This window comes from Achromobacter sp. Root83, assembly GCF_001428845.1.
Taxonomy (GTDB): domain Bacteria; phylum Pseudomonadota; class Gammaproteobacteria; order Burkholderiales; family Burkholderiaceae_B; genus Achromobacter.
Genome location: NZ_LMIU01000002.1, coordinates 59,847 through 79,312, shown reverse-complemented (window position 1 = coordinate 79,312; position 19,466 = coordinate 59,847). Strand labels below are relative to the sequence as shown.

Sequence of the window (19,466 nt, the reverse complement as noted above, 5' to 3'; positions counted from 1 at the left end):
AGATTCCGTCAGTGCGGTAGATGTATCGGTTTCGCTACCAGCCGCACACCCAACGCGGCACACACGCGGGTGATGGTCTCAAAACGCGGCTCGCTGCCGGGCCGAAGCGCTTTATATAGCGCTTCCCGAGCGATGCCTGAATCCTTGGCGACTTGCGACATTCCACGGGCACGGGCAATGTCACCGATGGCCGCGGCGAGCAGCGCCGGGTCGTTCTCTTCAAGGACGGTTGTCAGGTATGCCGCCACATCCTCTTCACTGTTCAGATATTCGGCAGCATCGAACTCACCGAGCTGGGAAACCTTAATTTTCTTGGTCATGGTCAATCCTCCAGGGATTTCGCCAGCGCAATGGCTCGCCGAATGTCGGCCTGTTGAGTGGACTTGTCACCGCCGCCAAGCATCACGATCACCAACTCGCCACGCTGAACGTAGTACAGGCGCCAGCCTGGCCCAAAATGTTCGCGCATCTCGAACACGCCTTCACCCACGGGCTCGACATCGCCCAAGTTGCCGAGCTGGACCTTGCGCAGCCGCTTAATGAGGCGCTGTCGCGTGAGCCCATCCTTCAGGCCTTTCAGCCAGTCGGAGAACTCATCGAGTTGCTTCAACACGTAGATCATGAAAAACTGTAATCGAGTGATTACATCATGTCAATCCGGCGGGCTCGCAATGACCGCGGGCGTAGCACGCTCCCGCCAGCCTCTTAAATCCGGCCGAGATCAGGCGCCTTGGATCTTCTTCACCAACGCCGTGGTCGACCGCTCGAACTCGAACGGAATCGCCACCGCGCGGCCGCCCCAGGTTTTCACCAGCGCGGTCTCGGGCAGCTTTTCCATGTCGTAGTCGCCGCCCTTGACGATCAGGTCGGGCTTGAGTTCGGCGATCAGCGCTTCGGGCGTGTCTTCGTGGAAAGACGTGACGACCGTCACGAAGCCCAGCGCGGCCAGCAGCGCGGCGCGGTCTTCCATGCGGTTCAGCGGGCGTTCCGCGCCCTTGCCCAGGCGCCGCACCGATTCGTCGGTGTTCACCGCCACCACCAGGGTGGCGCCCAGTTGGGCGGCCTGATCCAGATACGTGGCATGGCCCCGGTGCAGGATGTCGAACACGCCATTGGTGAACACCAGCGGCCGCGGATAGCGGCCAGCGGCAACGGCGGCGACGCATTCGTCGCGGGTCAGGACCTTGGATTCGAAACGGGCGGTGGACATGCGGCGATTATATTGGCTGTCAGGCCCCGCCCAGGATGATCTGCTTTTCCTTGGGCACCAGCAGCGCCGTCATTTCCTTGCGGTAGCGGTTCAGGTCCTTCACCGATTCAAAGCTGCGGTCCATCAGCTTGGACAGGATGTGCAGGATGCGGCTGGCGACCTTCTGTTCCCAGACGCCGTCAAAGCGGATCTGCGTGTCCAGCCAGTGTTCCAGCCAACCCGGCTCCGGCAGGCGCGATTGCACCGTGTCGTTGGGGAACAGATCTTTGTTCACATGCAGATTGGTCGGGTGCAGGGCCTGCTGGGTGCGCCCGGCGGACGCCATCAGCACGCCGATCTTCGAGAACGCCAGGCGCGCCTGCTCGCTGGTGTCCTGGCCGCGGTCATGGAGCGCGCGGCGCATGTACTGCAGGTACGCGCCCGCGTGGCGGGCCTCGTCCTGCGCGACCGTCTTGTAGATGGCCTTGATGACCGGTTCCGTGTGCCATTCGGCGGCGCGGCGGTACCAGTGGTTCAAGCGGATTTCGCCGCAGAAATGCAGCATCAGCGTTTCCAGTTCGGGGGCCGCGTCGAATTCGAAGCGCACGTTGTGCAGTTCTTCTTCGGTGGGCACCAGATCCGGGCGGAAGCGGCGCAGATATTCGATCAGCACCAGCGAATGCTTCTGTTCTTCAAAGAACCACACCGACATGAACGCGCAGAAATCGCTGTCGCCGCGATTGTCGCGCAGGAACATTTCGGTGGCCGGCAATGCCGCCCACTCGGTGATGGCGTTCATTTTGATCGTGTGCGCCTGCTCGTCCGAGAGCTTGCTGCGGTCAAAATCATCCCAGGGGATGTCATGAGCCATGTTCCAGCGTACGGCTTCCATGGTCTTGAAGAGTTCAGGATAAAGCATGTTCTGCCCTTGTATTCGTCCCGCTTGTGGGGCTGTGAAAATTAACGGATGGCGCGCGCGTCTTATCGGCATGGTCGCTGCATTCATCCACCGCAGCGCTATTTTTCGCCGTCTCCCGCGAAGCTATGATGACCGTTTCATGAATGAAACATGACAAGAATCATCTAGATCATCGCGCCGCCTATCGGGTCAGGGCCCATATCGCAACCCCGATCGCCAGCGCCAGCACCCCAACCAGCGCTGCAACCAGCCGGTTGTTCTGCTCCTGCGCCCGCCGCAACTGAATCATCTCGGCCAGCAACGCGGGCGAGACATTGGGGCGGTTCAGGTGGTCGTGAACCAGCCTGGGCAGGGCCGGCAGCATTTGCGACCACTGCGCAGCCTCCTTTTCCAGGCTTTGGCGCAGCCCCTTGAATCCGACACGCTGACGCATCCAGCGTTCCAGATAGGGCTTGGCGGTTTTCCAGAGATCCAGGTTGGGATCGAGCTGGCGGCCCAATCCCTCGACGTTGAGCAGCGTCTTCTGCAGCAGCACCAACTGCGGCTGGATCTCCACATTGAAGCGGCGCGAGGTCTGGAACAGCCGAAGCAGCACCTGCCCCAGCGAGATCTCGGACAACGGCCGGTCGAAGTACGGTTCGCAGACGGCGCGCACGGCGCCCTCCAGCTCTTCCTCGCGCGTGTCGCGGGGCACCCAGCCCGATTCGATGTGCAGTTGCGCCACGCGGCGGTAATCGCGGTGGAAAAAGGCCAGGAAATTCTGCGCCAGGTAATTCTTGTCGAACTCGGACAGCGAACCCACGATGCCGAAGTCCAGCGCGATATAGCTGCCCAGCGTGCCGGGCCGATCGGACACGTAGATGTTGCCCGGGTGCATGTCGGCGTGGAAGAAGCCGTCGGTGAACACCTGAGTGAAGAAGATCTCGACGCCGGTGCGCGCCAGCGTCGGGATATCGATGCCGGCCTCGCGCATGCGCTGGACCTGGCCCACCGGCATGCCGTACATGCGCTGCATGGTGAACACGGTGGAGGCCGTGTATTCCCAGATCACCTCGGGCACGATCAGCATGTCGCCGCGGCCGGATTCGGGGCCGAAGTTGCGGCGCAACTGGCTGCAATTCGAGGCCTCGCGCACCAGGTCCAGCTCGTCGTGCAGGTATTTGTCGAACTCGGCCACGACCTCACGCGGCTTCAGGCGGCGGCCATCCGCGCCCAGGCGCTCGATGATGCGCGCCACGATCTTCAAGAGCGACAGGTCTTTCTCGATGATGCTCAGCATGCCCGGCCGCAGCACCTTCACGGCGACCTCGCGGCCATCGTGCAGCACCGCGAAGTGGACCTGGGCGATCGAGGCCGAGGCGATGGGGTCCACGTCGAACTGCGCAAACAGTTTTTCGGGGGGAGCGCCCAGCGCGGCCTCGATGCAGGCGGCGGCCTGCGCGGACGGAAAGGGGGGCACGCGGTCCTGCAGCAGGGCCAGTTCGTCGGCGATATCCGCGGGGATCAGGTCCCGCCGGGTGGACAGCACCTGTCCGAACTTGACGAAGATGGGCCCCAGCGATTCCAGCGCCAGGCGCAGGCGCCGGCCGCGCGGGGCGCGCGGGCGGGTGCCCAGGCGGATGACGCGCAACAGGCAGGTGGCCAGCGGGTGATTCAGGCTGGAGAGCACCAGCTCATCCAGGCCATAGCGCAGAGAGACGACGATGATGCGAAGCAGGCGCAACAGGGGGAACATGGATCAGGCGCCCCGCTTTGCGGCGGCCGTGGCCAGCCGGGTTTGCAGGGCCGTCGCCGAACGCGCCAGCGCGTCGGCGCGGGCGTTCAGTTCCGCCAGGTCCAGGCGCCACTGCTCCAGGGCCGGCCGGCCCGTCAGCACACCGCTCTCTTCAGCCAGGTATTCCGAGACGTTCTCCGCCAGGCGCTGTCCGGCCGTGCGCGCGCTGCCGGCCACCGCGCGGGCGCCGCCCAGGAGGCGCAGCGCGGCGATGTCGCCCACCACGCGGGCCAGCGCGTCTTCGGGATCCCAGCGCAGTTGCTTGGACAGGTCCGCCACCACCTGCGCCAGCGCCGCGTCGCCGGAGATATGCGTGGCTTCGGCGAAGTCTGGGGTCTGGCGATCCGCGCCCAGGCGAGGCAGCGGCAGTTTTTCGGGCGCGACGGTCAGGGTCACGTCGGGCACCACGGCGGGATCGGCCTGGTCCGCCAGCCCCTCGCTGTCGATCGACAGCCCGAGCGTGAAGCCGCCCAGCGCGAAGCGCACCGTCTTGCCGGCGTGCCGGGCCAGGCGCTCGCGCGCCCAGTCCTCACGCCGCAACAGGGCGTTGAGCGCGCTTACAGCCAACCGCGTTGGAGTGGGCAGGAACGGAAAAGGCAGCATGACGGTTGCGACGGCCCGGATGGACGGGTTGCCGAAGTTGATGGGTAAATCGGGAGTGTAACGGGTTAGATCGGAGCGTGTTTTGTCGAGGCACATGGAAAAACCGGCCCTTGAGGGGCCGGTTCAAGCGGATGCCTGACGGCACCCCCAACGGAGACGGGTCAAGCCAGTCCGCCAGGCTTAGCTGGCTTGGTCCACCGGAATCTGCTGGATGCCGGCCAGCAACCAGCCGCCATTGGCCGGCTTGAACAGGTTCCAGACCTCTTCGAAGCGGAAGGCTTCGGCGCCGGGCGCCTCGCGCAGCATGCCGGAGAAGCGCACGCTGGCCAGGTGGCCGTCGGACACCGTTTCGATGCCCAGCATTTCGGCGTTCAACAGCACCACTTCGGTCTTGTTGGGCGCCGCGCCGCGCTCGGCCAGTTGCGGCTTGAGCTCGGTGATCAGGTCATCGGTCAGGAAGTCGCGCAGACCATCGGTGCTGCCGCTGTCCCAGACGGCCTGGATGCGGACGAACTGTTCCTTGGCTTGCTTCAGGAAGTTCGGCGTATCGAAATCGCCGGGCACGAACCAGTTGTTGTCCTCGCCAGCCTTGGGCATCACGGCCGGGGGAGCCACGGGCGCGGCGGCCGGAGCCGCTGCGGCGCCCGGCTGCAGCGATTCGCGCCACATCGGCTGCTGTTGCTGCTGGCCCGAAGCGTTGTTGGCACCGTTGAACGCGCCCTGCGTGGCAGCGCGCGGACCGGCACCGCGCAGGCGGCGGACGATGAACATGATTGCGAAGACGACCAGGCCGATCAGCAGCGCGGACGACAGGAATTCCATCAAAGCGCCCGACAGGCCCATGCTGGAAAGCAGCGCGGCGATACCCAGACCGGCGGCGATGCCGGCGATGGGGCCGAGCCAGCGCGAAGCGCCGCTCTTGGCGGCGGCGCCCGCGGCACCGGCCGTGGCCGCGCCGGCGGCTGCCGGAGCGGCGCTGGCGCCAGCCGTATTGTTGGCGGCGGCCGGAGGCGTGGTGGCCTGGCGTTGCGTGGTCACGTTGGAGGATTGGCGGCCGACGCTGCTGCCGCCACCCGCACGGCGGGCTTCGGCGTCAAACGACGCCGTCACCAACGCCGCGCCGGAAACGGCAATGAGCGCCGCGGCGACAAACCGCGAAAGACAGAATTTGGTCATAGGTTTGCTCCCTCGTACTCGCGCCCCCGCTGCCCCGAGCAACGGGAGGGTCCCACGAACAGCAGGACCATCTGCGCGACTTTTCTTACAATAATCTGAATGACGTAAGAATAACGGACAAGACGCCGCCCCACAAGTTCCCCGGGGGGCAGCGAAACATGCCGTGACCCCGCCCCGGCGTCAGGCCAGTCGCACGCCTTCGTGCAAGGCGGCGATTCCGGCGGTCAGGTTGAAGTACTGCACCCGCTCCAGGCCGGCGGTGCGCAGCATGTCGGCCAGGGTTTCCTGGTCGGGATGCATGCGGATGGATTCCGCCAGGTAGCGGTAGCTGGCCTCGTCGTTGGCGATCTTCTTGCCCAGCCAGGGCAGCACGTTGAAGGAATACCAGTCGTAGGCGGGCGACAGCGGCTTGGCCACGCGCGAGAATTCCAGCACCAGCAGCTTGCCGCCCGGCTTGAGCACCCGGGTCATTTCGGCCAGGGCGCGGTCCTTGTGAGTCATGTTGCGCAGGCCGAAGGCCACGCTGACGCGGTCGAAGTAACCCGACGGGAACGGCAGGCGTTCGGCATCGCACACAGCGGCGGGCACCAGCAGCCCGGCGTCGGTCAGGCGGTCGCGGCCCACGCGCAGCATGGAATCGTTGATGTCGGTCAGCCAGACTTCGCCCGTGGGGCCGGCGCGCTTGGCGAAGGCACGGGCCAGATCGCCCGTGCCCCCCGCGATGTCCAGCACCTTCATGCCGGGGCGGATGGCGGCGCGGCCGATGGTGAACGCCTTCCATACGCGGTGCAGGCCCGCCGACATGAAGTCGTTCATGACGTCGTAGCGCTGGGCGACCGAGTGGAAGACTTCAGCGACCTTGCGGGCCTTTTCGCCTTCCGGCACCGACTGGAAGCCGAAATGTGTCGATGGCGAGGCGGAGTCCGCGGATTGTTGCGATTCGGAGGGGTTTTGCATGGTGAATTCCCGATATATCGTTCAATGGTAGCCTATCGGGCAACCGGGCGCGGCCGCTCGGCGCCACAGATAGCACGCTGCGGTCACATACCTGAAATATTGCGGCCATACTATCGCAATGTTCGCGCCGCGCCGGCGCTCCGAAGTGTGCCAAATTCGACATGTCCAGCACCATCCTCGTCGTCGAAGACGAACCCGCAATCCAGGAACTGATCGCCGTCAACCTGTCCTTCGCCGGGCACAAGGTGCTGCGCGCCTTCGACGCCGACCAGGCCCAGACGCTGATCCGCGCCGAACTCCCCGATCTGATCCTGCTGGATTGGATGCTGCCCGGCACGTCCGGCCTGGCCATGGCGCGCAAGCTGCGCAACGACGAGCGCACCCGCGCCGTTCCGGTCATCATGCTGACCGCCAAGGGCTCCGAGCAGGACAAGGTGGACGGCCTGGAAGCCGGCGCCGACGACTACATCACCAAGCCGTTTTCCCCCAAGGAGCTGATGGCGCGCATCAAGGCCGTGCTGCGCCGCCGCGCCCCCCAGCTTACCGACGACGTGATCGACGTGGGCGGCCTGAAGCTGGACCCCGTCACGCACCGGCTGTCGGGCAACAGCCAGTCGCTGCAGATCGGCCCCACCGAATTCCGCCTGCTGCACTTCTTCATGACGCACCCCGAGCGCGTGTTCTCCCGCTCGCAGCTCCTGGACCAGGTCTGGGGCGACCACGTGTTCGTGGAAGAGCGCACGGTCGACGTCCATATCCGCCGCCTGCGCAAGGCGCTGGAACCCAGCGGCCACGATGCGCATGTGGAAACGGTCCGCGGCAGCGGCTACCGGTTTACGGCACAGCTTCCGACGCGGTAAAACTCCCGCACGATGATCTGGCTGCGCACACTTTTCCTGGTCGCCCTGTGGGCGGTGATTGCATTACTGGCGCAATGGCTCATTGGAGATCCGGCGGGCTGGATAGTGTTTTCGGCCGCGCTGGCCGCCATGCTGCTCTGGCGCAGTTGGCGGCTGACGCTGGTTTCCCACTGGGCCAGCCACCCGGACACCTCTCCTCCCGCCTCCGTCGGGCCCTGGGACGACATCCTCGCCCCGCTGTACCGCTACACCCGGGCCCGCGCCCGCGAACTGACTGAAACCCGCGACACCATGCAGGGCATGCTGGCGGCCGCCCAGGCGCTGCCGGACGGCGCGGTGACCCTGAATGAAGACTTCCAGATCGACTGGTGCAACCGCATGGCGCGCCAGCACCTGGGTCTGCGCCTGCCCGCGGACCGCGGCCACAACCTGCTGAACCTGCTGCGCGCGCCGGAGTTCGTGGAATACGCCCACCGTCCGTCCTGGCCCGAACCCATCCTGGTGCGCCTGGGCCAGCAAGGCCAGGAGCGGCTGATGATGATGCAGTTGACGGCCTACGCCAGCAATCAGCGCCTGCTCATCACGCGCGACGTCACGCAGATCGAACGCCTGGAAACCACGCGCCGCGACTTCGTCGCCAACGTCTCGCACGAACTGCGCACGCCCCTGACCGTGCTGGCGGGCTTCCTGGAAACGCTGCGCGACATGCCGACCGACGCGCTGCCCCCGGAGCAGCGCTCGCAGTACATCGACATGATGCACGAGCAGGCCCAGCGCATGCAGGCCATCGTCGAAGACCTGTTGACCCTGTCCACGCTGGAATCGTCGCCGGGCAGCGATCCCCGCGCCATCAACATGGGCGCGCTGCTGCAAAAGGCGCGCCAGCAGATCGAGGCGCTGTCGGGCGGCCGCCATGTGCTGGAATGGCACATCGACGAAAGACTGGACGTGCTGGGCGCCGAGACCGAACTGACCTCCGCGCTGTCCAATCTGCTGACCAATGCGGTGCGCTACACGCCTGACGGCGGCACCATCACCGTGCGCTGGGCGCGCGAGCCCAACGGCGGCGCCCGCTATAGCGTCCAGGACACGGGCATCGGTATTCCCGCCCGCCATCTGCCGCGCCTGACCGAGCGCTTCTACCGCGTGGACCGCGGCAGGTCGCGCGCGGTGGGCGGCACCGGCCTGGGGCTGGCGATCACCAAGCACATCGCCATGCGTCACGACGCCGAGTTGCTCATCACCAGCGAGCCGGGCAAGGGCAGCGTCTTTTCCCTGCGCTTTCCGCCCGACCGCATCGCCCTCGACGAAGCCGCCTGACCCCAAGTGGCCTGTCCCACGCGAGGCGGCCCGATGCCGAGTTGCCCGATCCCCAGCGAGGCGGCCTGATCCGGTTGCCCGCGGGCGACGCGGCATCCGCGCGGCGCGGATGGTAAATTTTTGGCCATGCGCATCCTGGTCATCGAAGACGAACCCAAACTGGCCGACTACCTCAAGAAGGGACTGTCGGAGCAAACCCACGTCGTGGACGTGGCCCGCGACGGCGTGGACGGCCGCCACCTGGCGCTGGAAGGCGCCTACGACCTGATCGTGCTGGACGTCATGCTGCCCGGCCTGGACGGCTTCGAGGTCCTGTCGGCCGTGCGCGCGCGAAAAGACACCCCGATCCTGATGCTGACGGCGCGCGACGCCGTCGAGGACCGGGTGCGCGGCCTGGAGGGCGGCGCCGACGATTACCTGGTCAAGCCCTTCGCGTTTTCGGAACTGCTGGCCCGCGTGCAGGCGCTGCTGCGCCGCGGACGTTCCCAGGAGCCCACGCTGCTGCGGCTGGCCGACCTGGAACTGGACCTGGCGCGCCGCCGGGCCCAGCGCGGCGGCCAGCGGCTGGACCTGACCGCCAAGGAATTCAGCCTGCTGGCGCTGCTGTTGCGCCGCCAGGGCCAGGTGCTGTCGCGCACCACCCTGGCCGAACAGGTCTGGGACATGAATTTCGACAGCGACACCAACGTCATCGACGTTGCCGTCCGGCGGCTCCGGGGCAAGCTGGACGATCCTTACGACGCCAAGCTGCTGCACACCGTGCGCGGCATGGGCTATGTACTGGAATCGCGCCCCGCGGATGGCCGCCCCGCGGATGGCCGCCCCGCATGAAGCCGCCCCGCGTGCGGTCCATGCAGGCGCGGCTGACGCTGCTGCTGGGCGCCATTGCCCTGCTGGTGTCCAGTCTGGCGGGCGCCACGCTGTTCTGGGCGCTCAAGCGCGAAGTGGAGCGCCAGGAGATCACCGAGGTCAGCGGCAAGCTCGAACTGATCGACCACCTGATCGACATGCAGAACAGCGCCAGCGGCCTGCAGGACCTGGCCGCCACCTTCGACGAGATGCGGACCGGGCAGGGCCAGCTCGGCATCTGGATCGTGGACGCGGGCGGCCAGGCCGTCTACGGCGGCCCCGCCCCCGCCACGCTGGAGACCGCGGACGGTAATCAGGTCGTGCTGCAGACCCAGGACGGCGTCCGCATGCGCGGCCTGCGGGTCGCCATGAACGACCGCATCCTGCCGGGCGCGCAGCTCACCGTGGCGGTCAGCACCCGCACCAGTTCGCAGTTTCTCTACGCCTACGGCACCGCGCTGCTGCTGATCTGCGCGCTATGGGTGGGCGCCACGGTGGTATTGGCGGCCTGGGCCGTGCGGCGCAGCATGGCGCCGGCGCGCCGGCTTTCCGGGCAGGCCGCGCGCATCCAGCCCGATAACCTGGCGCGGCGCCTGCCGCTCGAAGACACCGACCGCGAACTGCATGAGCTGGTGCGCTCCTTCAACCGCACGCTGGACCGGCTGCAGGCGGCCTATCAGCAGATGGAGGGCTTCAACGCCGACGTGGCGCACGAGCTGCGCACCCCGCTGGCGACACTCATCAACGGCACGCAGGTCATGCTGTCCTCGCCGCGCCATGCGGCGGAACTGCGCGACGCGCTGGAATCCAACCTGGAAGAGCTGGAAGACCTGAAGACCCTGGTCAACGACATGCTTTTCCTGGCCCGCGCCGACCGCGGCGAACGCGCCGCCGACCTGGCGCCGGTGTCGCTGGCCGCCGAAGCCCGGCGCGTGGCGGAATACTACGAAGCCACGCTGGAGGAGCACGGTGTGCAGCTGCGCTGCGAGGGCGACGCCACCGTGGCCGCCAATCCGGGCCTGGTGCGCCGCGCCCTGGCCAACCTGATTTCCAACGCCATCAAGGCCACCCCCCGGGGCCGCGAGATCGTGCTGGCCTGCTCTGCGTCCCGCGCCGGGGCCCGGGTCGAAGTCCGAAACCCCGGTGCGCCCATTCCGCCCGCCGACCTGCCCCGCATCTTCGATCGCTTCTTCCGCTCCGGCCAGGCCCGCGCGCCGCGCAGCGAAGGCCACGGGCTGGGACTGGCGATCGTGCGCGCCATTGCGCGCATGCATGGCGGCGATGTCGACGCCAGGTCGGACGCCGCCGGCGGCACCGTGGTCGGCATCACCCTGAGAGGGGCCGACGCCCCCGCCAACTCCGCGAACATTACAGAAACGTAATCTGCGCGACAGGATCGGGTCACCCGGCTTTTCCTAAAGTGTCTTCACGGTCACTCCCTGAAAGGATTCACGTGAAGAGCACATTGCTACGCATCACCCAAGCCGCCGCCCTGGCCCTTACGCTGTCCGCCGGCGCCGCATACGCCGCGGGCGATCATGCCGGCCACGCCATGCCGGCCGCTTCCACCCCCATCGGCAAACCGGGAGACGCCGCCCGCGTCACGCGCACGATCGACGTCGACATGTCTGACGCCATGCGCTTTACTCCCGCGAGCATCGAGGTCAAGGCCGGGGAAACCGTGCGCCTGAACGTGCGCAACTCCGGCAAGATCCGCCATGAGCTGGTGCTTGGCACCGACGCCGACCTGAAATCGCATTACGACATGATGATGAAGGACCCCGGCATGCGTCACGAGGAAGCCAACGCGGTATCGCTCGAAGCCGGCAAGAGCGGCCAGATCGTGTGGCGCTTCGACAAGGCGGGCAAGGTGTCCTTCGGCTGCCTGGAGCCCGGCCACTACACCGCCGGCATGAAGGGCTCGGTGTCGGTGCTCTGACATGACGACATCTCCTCCCCCTGGCCGTCGGCGCTTCGTGCAGGGCCTGGCCGCCGGCGGCGCGCTGGCGGCGCTTGGCGGCTGGCGCGTGGCGCTGGCGCGCGAGCACACGGCGCCGGCCGCCGAACTGCGCGGCACCGAATTCCACCTGGAGATCGGCGAGACCCCCGTGAACTTCACGGGCGCCGCGCGCATCGGCACCACGGTTAACGGGCAGCTGCCCGCGCCGTTGCTGCGCTGGCGCGAGGGCGATACGGTGACCTTGCATGTCACCAACCGCCTGCGCGAACAGACATCCATCCACTGGCACGGCATCCTCCTGCCCACCGAGATGGACGGCGTGCCGGGCCTGAGCTTTCCCGGCATCGATCCGGGCCAGACATTCACCTACCGCTTCGATGTCCGTCAAAGCGGCACGTACTGGTATCACAGCCACTCGGGCTTCCAGGAGCAGACCGGCCTGTACGGCGCCATCGTCATCGATCCGCGCCACCGCGACCCCATCGCGTCCGACCGCGACTACACCGTGCTGCTGTCCGACTGGACGGACGAAGACCCGATGCGCCTGTTCAACAAGCTGAAGGTGATGCCCGACTACTACAACCGCATCCAGCCCAGCATCCAGAGCCTGGCGGCCGACGCCCGGGAAAAGGGCTGGCGCGGCGCGCTGTCCGAACGCCTGATGTGGGAACAGATGCGCATGAACCCGTCAGACCTGGCGGACGTGTCAGGCTCGACCTACACCTTCCTCACCAACGGCGCCACGCCGGCGGGCAACTGGACCGGGCTGTTCCAGCCGGGCGAGCGCATGCGCCTGCGCTTCATCAACGGATCGGCGATGACGTACTTCGACGTGCGCATCCCCGGCTTGCGGATGACGGTCGTGGCCGCCGACGGGCAGGATGTAAGGCCCGTGGACGTCGAGGAATTCCGCATCGGCGTGGCGGAAACCTACGACGTGATCGTCGAACCACGGGAAGCGCGCGCCTACACCATCTTCTCCCAAGCCATGGACCGCTCCGGCTACGCGCGCGCCACGCTGGCGCCGCGCGCCGGCATGCAGGCCGAGGTGCCGGCGGTGGACCGTGTGCAGCTGCTGGGCATGATGGACATGGGCATGGCCCACGACATGGGTGGCGGCCACGACATGGCGGGCATGCAGGACGGCGCGGCCGCCGGCGCGATGAACCACGCCGCCATGGCGGGCATGGACCACGGCGGCGTCCACGGCTCCGGCGCGGAGCAAGGCGGCATGATCGAGGTCAGGCACCCCTATGCTGCCGAGCGCGGCGTGGGCAACTCGATGCTGCCAGACGTGGTGTCGACGCGGCTGGACGATCCGGGCGTCGGCCTGCGCGACAACGGCCGCCGCGTGCTGACCTACGCGGACCTGCGTTCCATGCGCGAACCGGACGACAACCGTCCGCCCTCGCGCGAGATCGAGCTGCACTTGACGGGCAACATGGAACGCTACATGTGGTCGTTCAACGGCGTGAAATTCTCGGACGCCAAGCCCATCGTGCTGCGCTACGGCGAGCGGGTGCGCTTCGTTCTGGTCAACGACACGATGATGACGCATCCGATCCACCTGCACGGACTGTGGAGCGACCTTGAATCGCCCGACGGCGCGTTCCAGGTGCGCAAGCACACGATCACGCTCAATCCGGCGCAGCGCCTGAGCTATCGCGTCAGCGCCGATGCGCGCGGGCATTGGGCCTACCACTGCCATCTGCTGTATCACATGGAGGCCGGCATGTTCAGGGCGGTCGTGGTGGAGTAAATAATGAAACCGAAGAATCCCCGACATGCGCTGCTGGGCGCCTGCGCCATCGCAATGACACTGGCCGGCCCCGTATCGTGGGCGCAATCCGCCGGCATGGACCATGGATCGATGGGCCACGGCACCGCCCCGGCCACCGGCGCGCCACCCGTGGGCAGCCTGCCCGCCAGCGACGGCGCGGGCGAGCGGGGCTATGACAGCTATGGCATCCATCCCCACATGATGGACAACGCGCCCACCTGGCAAGTGCTGTTCGACAAGTTCGGCGCCGCCCGCAATCGCGATGGCCAGAACGCGCTGGAATGGGACGGCCGCTACTGGTTCGGCACCGCCGCCAACCGGCTGGTGGTCAAGAGCGAGGGTGAACGAGAAAGCGGCGGCGGCTCGGACGGCAAGGTGGAAGCCTTCTGGAGCCACGCCGTGTCGCCGTTCTGGGACCTGCAGCTGGGCGCGCGCCGGGACATCGGCACGGGCCCCAAGCGCAACTGGGCCGCCATCGGCATCGAAGGCGTGCTGCCCTACAACATCGAACTGGAGACCACCGCCTACGCCGGTCCGTCCGGCCGCACCGCGCTGGCGCTGAAGGCCGAATACGATCTGCTGCTGACCCAGCGGCTGATCTTCACGCCCGAGCTGGAGGCCAGCCTCTATGGCAAGGACGACCCGGCGCGCGGCATCGGTTCCGGCCTGTCGCAGGGCGCGCTATCGCTGCGGCTGCGCTATGAGGTCACGCGCGAATTCGCGCCCTATGTTGGCGTATCCTTTGAACGCAAGTTCGGCCAAACCGCACGCTACGCGGCCGATGCCGGCGAAGGGCGGTCCCAGGCCGCCATCATCGCGGGCGTCCGCTTCTGGTTCTGACCCGATTCTGGTTCTGACCCTTCAGGGCCCGCGCCCCGCAAGGACTCACGTTTTCTGTACGGAGCATCATGAACGTTTCCCGTCTTACGCGCCGCCTGCTTATCGCCGCGGCCCTGTGCGCCCCCGTCTATGCCACCGCGCAGACGCCCGTCAAGGTGGAAGTCTGGAAGACGCCCACCTGCGGCTGCTGCGAGGACTGGGTCAAGCACATGCGCGACAACGGCTTCGCCGTCACCACGCATGACGTCCAGGACACCGGCCCCATCCGCCGTAACGCGGGCATGGCGGACTACGGCTCCTGCCACACGGCCATGGTCGACGGCTATGCCGTCGAAGGCCACGTCCCGGCCAGCGATGTGCGCCGGCTGCTGCTGGAAAAGCCCCACGCGGCGGGCCTGGCCGCGCCGGGCATGCCGCTGGGGTCGCCCGGCATGGATGGCCCGGAATACGGCGGCCGCAAGACCCCGCACGATGTGGTGCTGGTGGATAAGCAGGGCCAGTCCAAGGTCTTCCAGGCCTACCGCTAGGCGCGCGCGCTGGCCGCGGCGCTCGCCGCCGCGCTAGCCGCCGCGCTAGCCGCCGCGCTAGCCGCCGCGCTGAAACAATTCATCCACACCGGCTCAATGGCTACTCCTTGCACTGCAGCAAAAATGCGCCACAATAAATAAAACGCGTTTCTCACCCACCCCCTGGCAGTCATGGCACAAATCGTCCTGTTCGAGAACATCCACCCGAGCGCCCGCGCCGTATTCGAAGCCGCCGGCTACACCGATATCGTCACGCATGCCGCGGCCCTGCCGCCGGCGCAATTGCACGACGCCCTGCGCGGCGTGCAAGTGGCGGGGATCCGTTCTCGCACGCATCTGGATGCCGCCCTGCTGTCCGGCAACCCCGACCTGCGCGTCGTGGGCTGCTTCTGCATCGGCACCAACCAGGTCGACCTGGATACGGCCATGCAGCGCGGCGTCCCGGTGTTCAACGCGCCCTTCTCGAACACCCGTTCGGTGGCCGAGCTGGTGCTGGGCGAAGCCATCCTGCTGCTGCGCCGCATTCCCGAAAAGAACGCGCGCGTCCACCTGGGCCATTGGGACAAGAGCGCCTCCGGCGCCTTCGAGACCCGTGGCAAGACGCTGGGCATCGTGGGTTACGGCAATATCGGCTCGCAGATCAGCACGCTGGCCGAAAGCCTGGGCATGCGCGTCATCTATCACGACGTGGAAGCCAAGCTGCCGCTGGGCAACGCCCGCCCCGCCGGCACGCTGAACGACCTGCTGGAACAGGCCGACGTCGTGACGCTGCACGTGCCCGGCGGCAAGTCCACCGAAAACATCATGAACGCGGAAACCATCGCGCGCATGCGCCGCGGCGCCATCCTGATCAACGCCTCGCGCGGCACGGTGGTGGATATCTCCGCGCTGCACGCGGCGCTGAAGTCCGGCCACCTGGCCGGCGCCGCGCTGGACGTGTTCCCCACCGAGCCCAAGAGCGCCGACGAACCGCTGGCCAGCCCGCTGATCGGCATGCCCAACGTGATCCTGACCCCGCACATCGGCGGCAGCACGCAGGAATCGCAAGAGAACATCGGCCGCGAAGTGGCCGAGAAACTGGTGCGTTTCCTGCAAGCCGGCACCACCAAGGGCGCGGTCAACTTCCCGGAACTGCCCTATGTGGAACAGGCGGGCGGCACGCGCATCCTGCACGTCCACCGCAACGCGCCGGGCGCCCTGGGCGCACTGGACAACCTGATGGCGCAGCACGGGCTGAACATCGTCAGCCAAACCCTGCAGACCCGCGGCCAGATCGGCTACGTGATCACGGACGTGGAAGGCCAGGTCGACGACATCGTGATGACCGCCCTGCGCGACCATCCGATCACCGTGCGCTGCGACCGGCTGTAAAGCAAAGAGCCCTTCGAGAACTGGCCGCCCGATGGTTGGACGGTCGGTTATCCAAAGGCCGAAGGCCTGGGTCCGGTACCGAACCGGGCTCAGGCCTTTTCGCTTGCGCTTGATGCGAGGGTGATTGGAGTCGTCGATGTATCGTCGGCCGCCGACCTCACCAGGCATTCCGCGATCTTGTCCCGCACGCTGCCCGCATCGAAGGGCAGGCGCCCGATGATGCCGATCTCGCGATGGAACGCCGCCTCGCCCAGAGACACCAGCCGCAGCCCCGTCATATCCAGCCGCCGCAGTCGCGGCAGCAGCGCCACGCCCAGGCCATGCCGCACCATGCCCGCGATGGCCTCGATTTCGTCGAGCTCCACGGCCTCGTGGACGTTGATCCGGTGCTTCTTCAGGAAGATGTCCACCACGCGCCCGCCGAACGACGCCCGGTCGTAGCGGATGAAGGGCTGGGTCGCCAGCAGTTCGCGCCACGGCGCGGGCGCCAGGGATTCTGGCACGGCAAGCACCACGGGCTCGCTCATCAGGGGCTGCCAGCCCAATTCGGGAGGCAGGGCAAACGGCGGCCGGATCAGCACGGCCAGATCCACCTCGCCGGCGTCCACCTGCCCCAGCAACGACAGCGATACGCCGGGCACGATGCGCACCCGCACGTCCGGGTAGACGGCGCGGAATACGCCCAGCGCGCGCACCAGCAGGTCCTGCTGCACGGAGGCGATGGCGCCGATGCGCAGCGAGCCGCTGACGTGGCCCGCGCCCGCCGTGGTGACCATGCGCTCGGCCATGGCGACCAGTTCCTCGGCCTGAGGCAGCATCTCGCGGCCATGGGCATTCAGCACTGCCGCGCGCGCGCCACGGTCGAACAGTTCGATCCCCAGGTATTCCTCCAGGCGCTTGATCTGGGCGCTGACGGCGGACTGCGTCAGCCCCAGGTGAACGCCGGCGCCGGTGAAGGTGCCGTCGCGCGCCACCGCCAGGAAGGTCCTGAATTCTTTGATCACGATCAATATTTTCGATGCTAAGACACAAAAAATATCGTTTTTCAATCAAAAAAACAATACCTAAACTACACACTGGTGCTAAGCGTCCCGCAATCTTGCGACGGCCCGCATTCTGACCGATCATCTTCTTTTGCCTCACCCGGAGCTTTTCATGACCGCCCAAACCAATCTGCCGCCGTTCCACCTGGCCTTTCCGGTCCGCGACCTGGCCGAAGCCCGCGCCTTCTACGGCGACAAGCTGGGCTGTCCGGAGGGCCGCAGCTCGCCCGATTGGATCGACTTCAATTTCTACGGCCACCAGATCGTGGCTCACCTGTCGCCCGGCGAATGCGGCCACAAGGCCACTAGCGCCGTGGATTCGCATAATGTGCCGGTGCGCCATTTCGGCGCCGTGCTTTCCATGGAACAATGGGAAGCCATGGCCAAGCGCCTGACCGACACCGGCACCGAGTTCGTCATCGAGCCCTACATCCGTTTCAAGGGCGAAGTGGGCGAACAAGCCACCATGTTCTTCCTGGATCCGTCGGGCAATGCGCTGGAATTCAAGGCATTCAAGAACATGGATTCGTTGTTCGCCAAGTAATCCGCCACTACAGGTTTCGTGCCGTTGAACGCAACTTCAGACCCCCCTTCTCCGGCCGAAACCCGCTGGCGCATCCTGCCCCAGGGTGACCGCTGCCTGATCATCTCCTTCGGAGACCAGATCGACGCCTCGGTAGGACGCACCTGTCTGGCCGCGGCCCGCAAGCTGCGCGACGCGCGGCTGCCGGGCGTGACCGACGTGGTGCCCTCCTTTGTCGCGGTGGCGGTGCACTACCGCCCCGGCGGACACGGCGAAGGCCCCTCCTACGCCACGCTGGCCGAACATATCCAGGCCCTGCTGGCCAACGGTATCCCGGCCGCCGACGCCGGCGGACGCGAGGTCGATATCCCCGTCTGCTACGGTGGCGAACACGGACCCGACTTGGACGAAGTGGCCCGCGCCGCCCGCCTCACGCCCGACGGCATCATTCAATTGCACAGCCAGCCGCGCAGCATGGTGTTCATGCTGGGTTTCGCGCCGGGCCACGCCTACCTGGGCGTGCACGACGAAAAACTGAACATTCCCCGGCGGCCGTCGCCGCGCACCGCGGTGCCTCCCGGCGCCGTGGCGATCGCCAACCGCCAGACCGTGATCTACCCGAACCGGCTGCCGGGCGGCTGGAACATCATCGGCGCCACCCCGCTCGTGATGTTCGATCCGTCCCGCGACCCCGCCGCCTTGCTCCAGCCTGGCGACTCGGTGCGGTTCGTGCCCATCGGCCCCGAAGAATTCGACCGCATCCGCGGAGCCCGGCCATGAGCGTGACCGTGATCAAGCCCGGCATGCAGTCCAGCTTCCAGGACCGCGGGCGCGAAGGCTACCAGCACCAGGGCATCCCGGTGGCGGGCGCCATGGACGAACGCGCCCACCGGCTGGCCAACGCGCTGGCGGGCAATACCGGCGACCCGGCCACGCTGGAAATCACCCTGACCGGCCCGTCCCTGCGCTTTGACGCCCCGGCCTGCTTCGCGCTGGCCGGCGCCGACCTTGGCGCCACGCTGAACGGCCAGGACATTCCGCTGCTTCGGCCGCTGGTCGCCCGGGCCGGCGACATCCTGGCCTTCGGAGCCCGGCCCGCGGCGGGCGTGCGCGCCTATCTGGCGGTGCATGGCGGCTTTGCGCTGGCGCCCGTCATGGGCAGCGAAACCACCTACCTGCGCAGCGGCTTCGGCGGCTTCCAGGGGCGCGCGCTGGCAAAGGGCGATGTCATCCCCCTACGCCAGCCGCTCGCGCAAGGCCGCGACCTGGGCGCATTGCAGAAAGCGCTTTGGGATGTCCGCGTCTACCTGCCGTCCACCTTGGGCAACAAGCGCCGCGAGGCCATCCGCTTCCTGCCCGGCGTGCACTGGCCGGAATTCTCGCAATCCAGCCGCCGCGCCTACGCCGAATCCGAATTCCACATCAGCCCGCAGTCCGACCGCATGGGCTATCGGCTGATCGGTCCGCGCCTGTCCATGAACCAGCCACGGCAAATGCTGTCGGAGGCCGCCTGTTTCGGCACCGTGCAGGTTCCTTCGGGCGGCGAGGCCATCATCCTCATGGCCGACCGGCAAACCACCGGCGGCTATCCCAAGATCGCGCAGATCGCAACGGTGGACCTGCCCGCCCTGGCGCAATGCGCGCCCGGACAGGCCCTGCGATTCCAGCGCATCGAACTCGAGGAAGCGCAGCGCCTGGACGGCGAGCGCGAACGCGCCTTCGCGCAATTGCACGAGGCGCTGGCGCCGCTGCGCGCGCTCCTGGCCTAAAAAGGA

Annotated in this window: 21 protein-coding genes; 12 read left to right on the top strand and 9 right to left on the bottom strand. The window is 67.0% G+C overall.

From position 1 onward, the window contains the following. Positions 1-8: 8 nt before the first annotated feature. From ASE30_RS05855 to ubiE, 8 genes are all read right to left on the bottom strand, one after another. The gene (locus tag ASE30_RS05855; RefSeq protein WP_200964392.1) at positions 9-320 is read right to left on the bottom strand and encodes an addiction module antidote protein; all 312 of its coding nucleotides are present in this window, start codon (positions 318-320) and stop codon (positions 9-11) included. Positions 321-322: 2 nt separating this feature from the next. Further along, the gene (locus tag ASE30_RS05850; protein ID WP_057283359.1) at positions 323-622 is read right to left on the bottom strand and encodes a type II toxin-antitoxin system RelE/ParE family toxin; all 300 of its coding nucleotides are present in this window, start codon (positions 620-622) and stop codon (positions 323-325) included. Between the two features lie 99 nt (positions 623-721). Beyond that, positions 722-1,210 carry a D-glycero-beta-D-manno-heptose 1-phosphate adenylyltransferase gene (gene rfaE2 / locus ASE30_RS05845; RefSeq protein WP_057283358.1) on the bottom strand — a complete coding sequence of 163 codons (489 nt, stop codon included), beginning with the start codon at positions 1,208-1,210 and terminating at the stop codon, positions 722-724. A 19-nt stretch (positions 1,211-1,229) separates the two neighbouring features. Further along, positions 1,230-2,108 carry a ferritin-like domain-containing protein gene (locus ASE30_RS05840; protein WP_057283357.1) on the bottom strand — a complete coding sequence of 293 codons (879 nt, stop codon included), beginning with the start codon at positions 2,106-2,108 and terminating at the stop codon, positions 1,230-1,232. Between the two features lie 181 nt (positions 2,109-2,289). Beyond that, positions 2,290-3,843, bottom strand: coding sequence for a ubiquinone biosynthesis regulatory protein kinase UbiB (ubiB, locus tag ASE30_RS05835; RefSeq protein ID WP_057283356.1), 1,554 nt, complete (start codon positions 3,841-3,843; stop codon positions 2,290-2,292). Between the two features lie 3 nt (positions 3,844-3,846). Continuing rightward, positions 3,847-4,485, bottom strand: coding sequence for an SCP2 domain-containing protein (locus tag ASE30_RS05830; protein WP_057283355.1), 639 nt, complete (start codon positions 4,483-4,485; stop codon positions 3,847-3,849). A 180-nt stretch (positions 4,486-4,665) separates the two neighbouring features. Next, positions 4,666-5,661, bottom strand: coding sequence for a Tim44 domain-containing protein (locus ASE30_RS05825; RefSeq protein WP_057283354.1), 996 nt, complete (start codon positions 5,659-5,661; stop codon positions 4,666-4,668). A gap of 180 nt (positions 5,662-5,841) precedes the next feature. Next, positions 5,842-6,618, bottom strand: a complete 777-nt coding sequence (gene ubiE, locus ASE30_RS05820) for a bifunctional demethylmenaquinone methyltransferase/2-methoxy-6-polyprenyl-1,4-benzoquinol methylase UbiE (protein WP_057283353.1) — start codon at positions 6,616-6,618, stop codon at positions 5,842-5,844. Positions 6,619-6,779: 161 nt separating this feature from the next. On the opposite strand from ubiE, the gene phoB reads away from it, so the two are divergent. The 9 genes from phoB (at position 6,780) to serA (ending at position 16,125) form a co-directional block, all read left to right on the top strand. Further along, entirely contained in the window at positions 6,780-7,478 is a 699-nt protein-coding gene (gene phoB, locus ASE30_RS05815; RefSeq protein ID WP_006227196.1) for a phosphate regulon transcriptional regulator PhoB, read from the top strand. Between the two features lie 12 nt (positions 7,479-7,490). Then, the gene (gene phoR, locus ASE30_RS05810; RefSeq protein ID WP_057283352.1) at positions 7,491-8,798 is read left to right on the top strand and encodes a phosphate regulon sensor histidine kinase PhoR; all 1,308 of its coding nucleotides are present in this window, start codon (positions 7,491-7,493) and stop codon (positions 8,796-8,798) included. Between the two features lie 126 nt (positions 8,799-8,924). Continuing rightward, complete coding sequence (locus ASE30_RS05805; RefSeq protein WP_057283351.1) at positions 8,925-9,629, top strand: heavy metal response regulator transcription factor; 705 nt, start codon at positions 8,925-8,927, stop codon at positions 9,627-9,629. After that, on the top strand, positions 9,626-11,029 hold the full coding sequence (locus ASE30_RS05800; RefSeq protein WP_057283350.1) for a heavy metal sensor histidine kinase: 1,404 nt from the start codon (positions 9,626-9,628) through the stop codon (positions 11,027-11,029). The genes ASE30_RS05805 and ASE30_RS05800 overlap by 4 nt, the downstream gene beginning before the upstream one ends. Positions 11,030-11,100: 71 nt before the next feature. Further along, on the top strand, positions 11,101-11,586 hold the full coding sequence (locus ASE30_RS05795; protein ID WP_057283349.1) for a plastocyanin/azurin family copper-binding protein: 486 nt from the start codon (positions 11,101-11,103) through the stop codon (positions 11,584-11,586). Between the two features lies 1 nt (position 11,587). After that, positions 11,588-13,366 (top strand): copper resistance system multicopper oxidase, encoded by a 1,779-nt coding sequence (locus tag ASE30_RS05790; RefSeq protein ID WP_057283348.1) that lies wholly within the window; start codon positions 11,588-11,590, stop codon positions 13,364-13,366. A 3-nt stretch (positions 13,367-13,369) separates the two neighbouring features. Continuing rightward, positions 13,370-14,227 (top strand): copper resistance protein B, encoded by an 858-nt coding sequence (locus tag ASE30_RS05785; RefSeq protein ID WP_057283347.1) that lies wholly within the window; start codon positions 13,370-13,372, stop codon positions 14,225-14,227. Between the two features lie 68 nt (positions 14,228-14,295). Then, positions 14,296-14,754: a DUF411 domain-containing protein gene (locus ASE30_RS05780; RefSeq protein ID WP_082601469.1), complete on the top strand. Its 459-nt coding sequence runs from the start codon at positions 14,296-14,298 to the stop codon at positions 14,752-14,754. Positions 14,755-14,925: 171 nt separating this feature from the next. Further along, positions 14,926-16,125, top strand: a complete 1,200-nt coding sequence (serA, locus tag ASE30_RS05775; protein ID WP_057283345.1) for a phosphoglycerate dehydrogenase — start codon at positions 14,926-14,928, stop codon at positions 16,123-16,125. Between the two features lie 89 nt (positions 16,126-16,214). Here serA and ASE30_RS05770 read toward each other — a convergent pair whose 3' ends face one another. Continuing rightward, the gene (locus ASE30_RS05770; RefSeq protein WP_057283432.1) at positions 16,215-17,129 is read right to left on the bottom strand and encodes a LysR substrate-binding domain-containing protein; all 915 of its coding nucleotides are present in this window, start codon (positions 17,127-17,129) and stop codon (positions 16,215-16,217) included. A 151-nt stretch (positions 17,130-17,280) separates the two neighbouring features. On the opposite strand from ASE30_RS05770, the gene ASE30_RS05765 reads away from it, so the two are divergent. Genes ASE30_RS05765 through ASE30_RS05755 form a run of 3 tightly spaced genes read left to right on the top strand, consistent with a single transcriptional unit; the run spans position 17,281 to position 19,460 of the window. Further along, positions 17,281-17,712: a VOC family protein gene (locus tag ASE30_RS05765; protein ID WP_057283344.1), complete on the top strand. Its 432-nt coding sequence runs from the start codon at positions 17,281-17,283 to the stop codon at positions 17,710-17,712. 24 nt (positions 17,713-17,736) lie between these two features. Then, a complete protein-coding gene (gene pxpB, locus ASE30_RS05760) occupies positions 17,737-18,471 on the top strand; it encodes a 5-oxoprolinase subunit PxpB (RefSeq protein ID WP_057283343.1) in 735 nt (244 codons plus the stop codon). Then, a complete protein-coding gene (locus ASE30_RS05755) occupies positions 18,468-19,460 on the top strand; it encodes a biotin-dependent carboxyltransferase family protein (RefSeq protein WP_057283342.1) in 993 nt (330 codons plus the stop codon). Before pxpB ends, ASE30_RS05755 begins: the two co-directional genes overlap by 4 nt. The last annotated feature ends 6 nt before the right edge of the window (positions 19,461-19,466 follow it).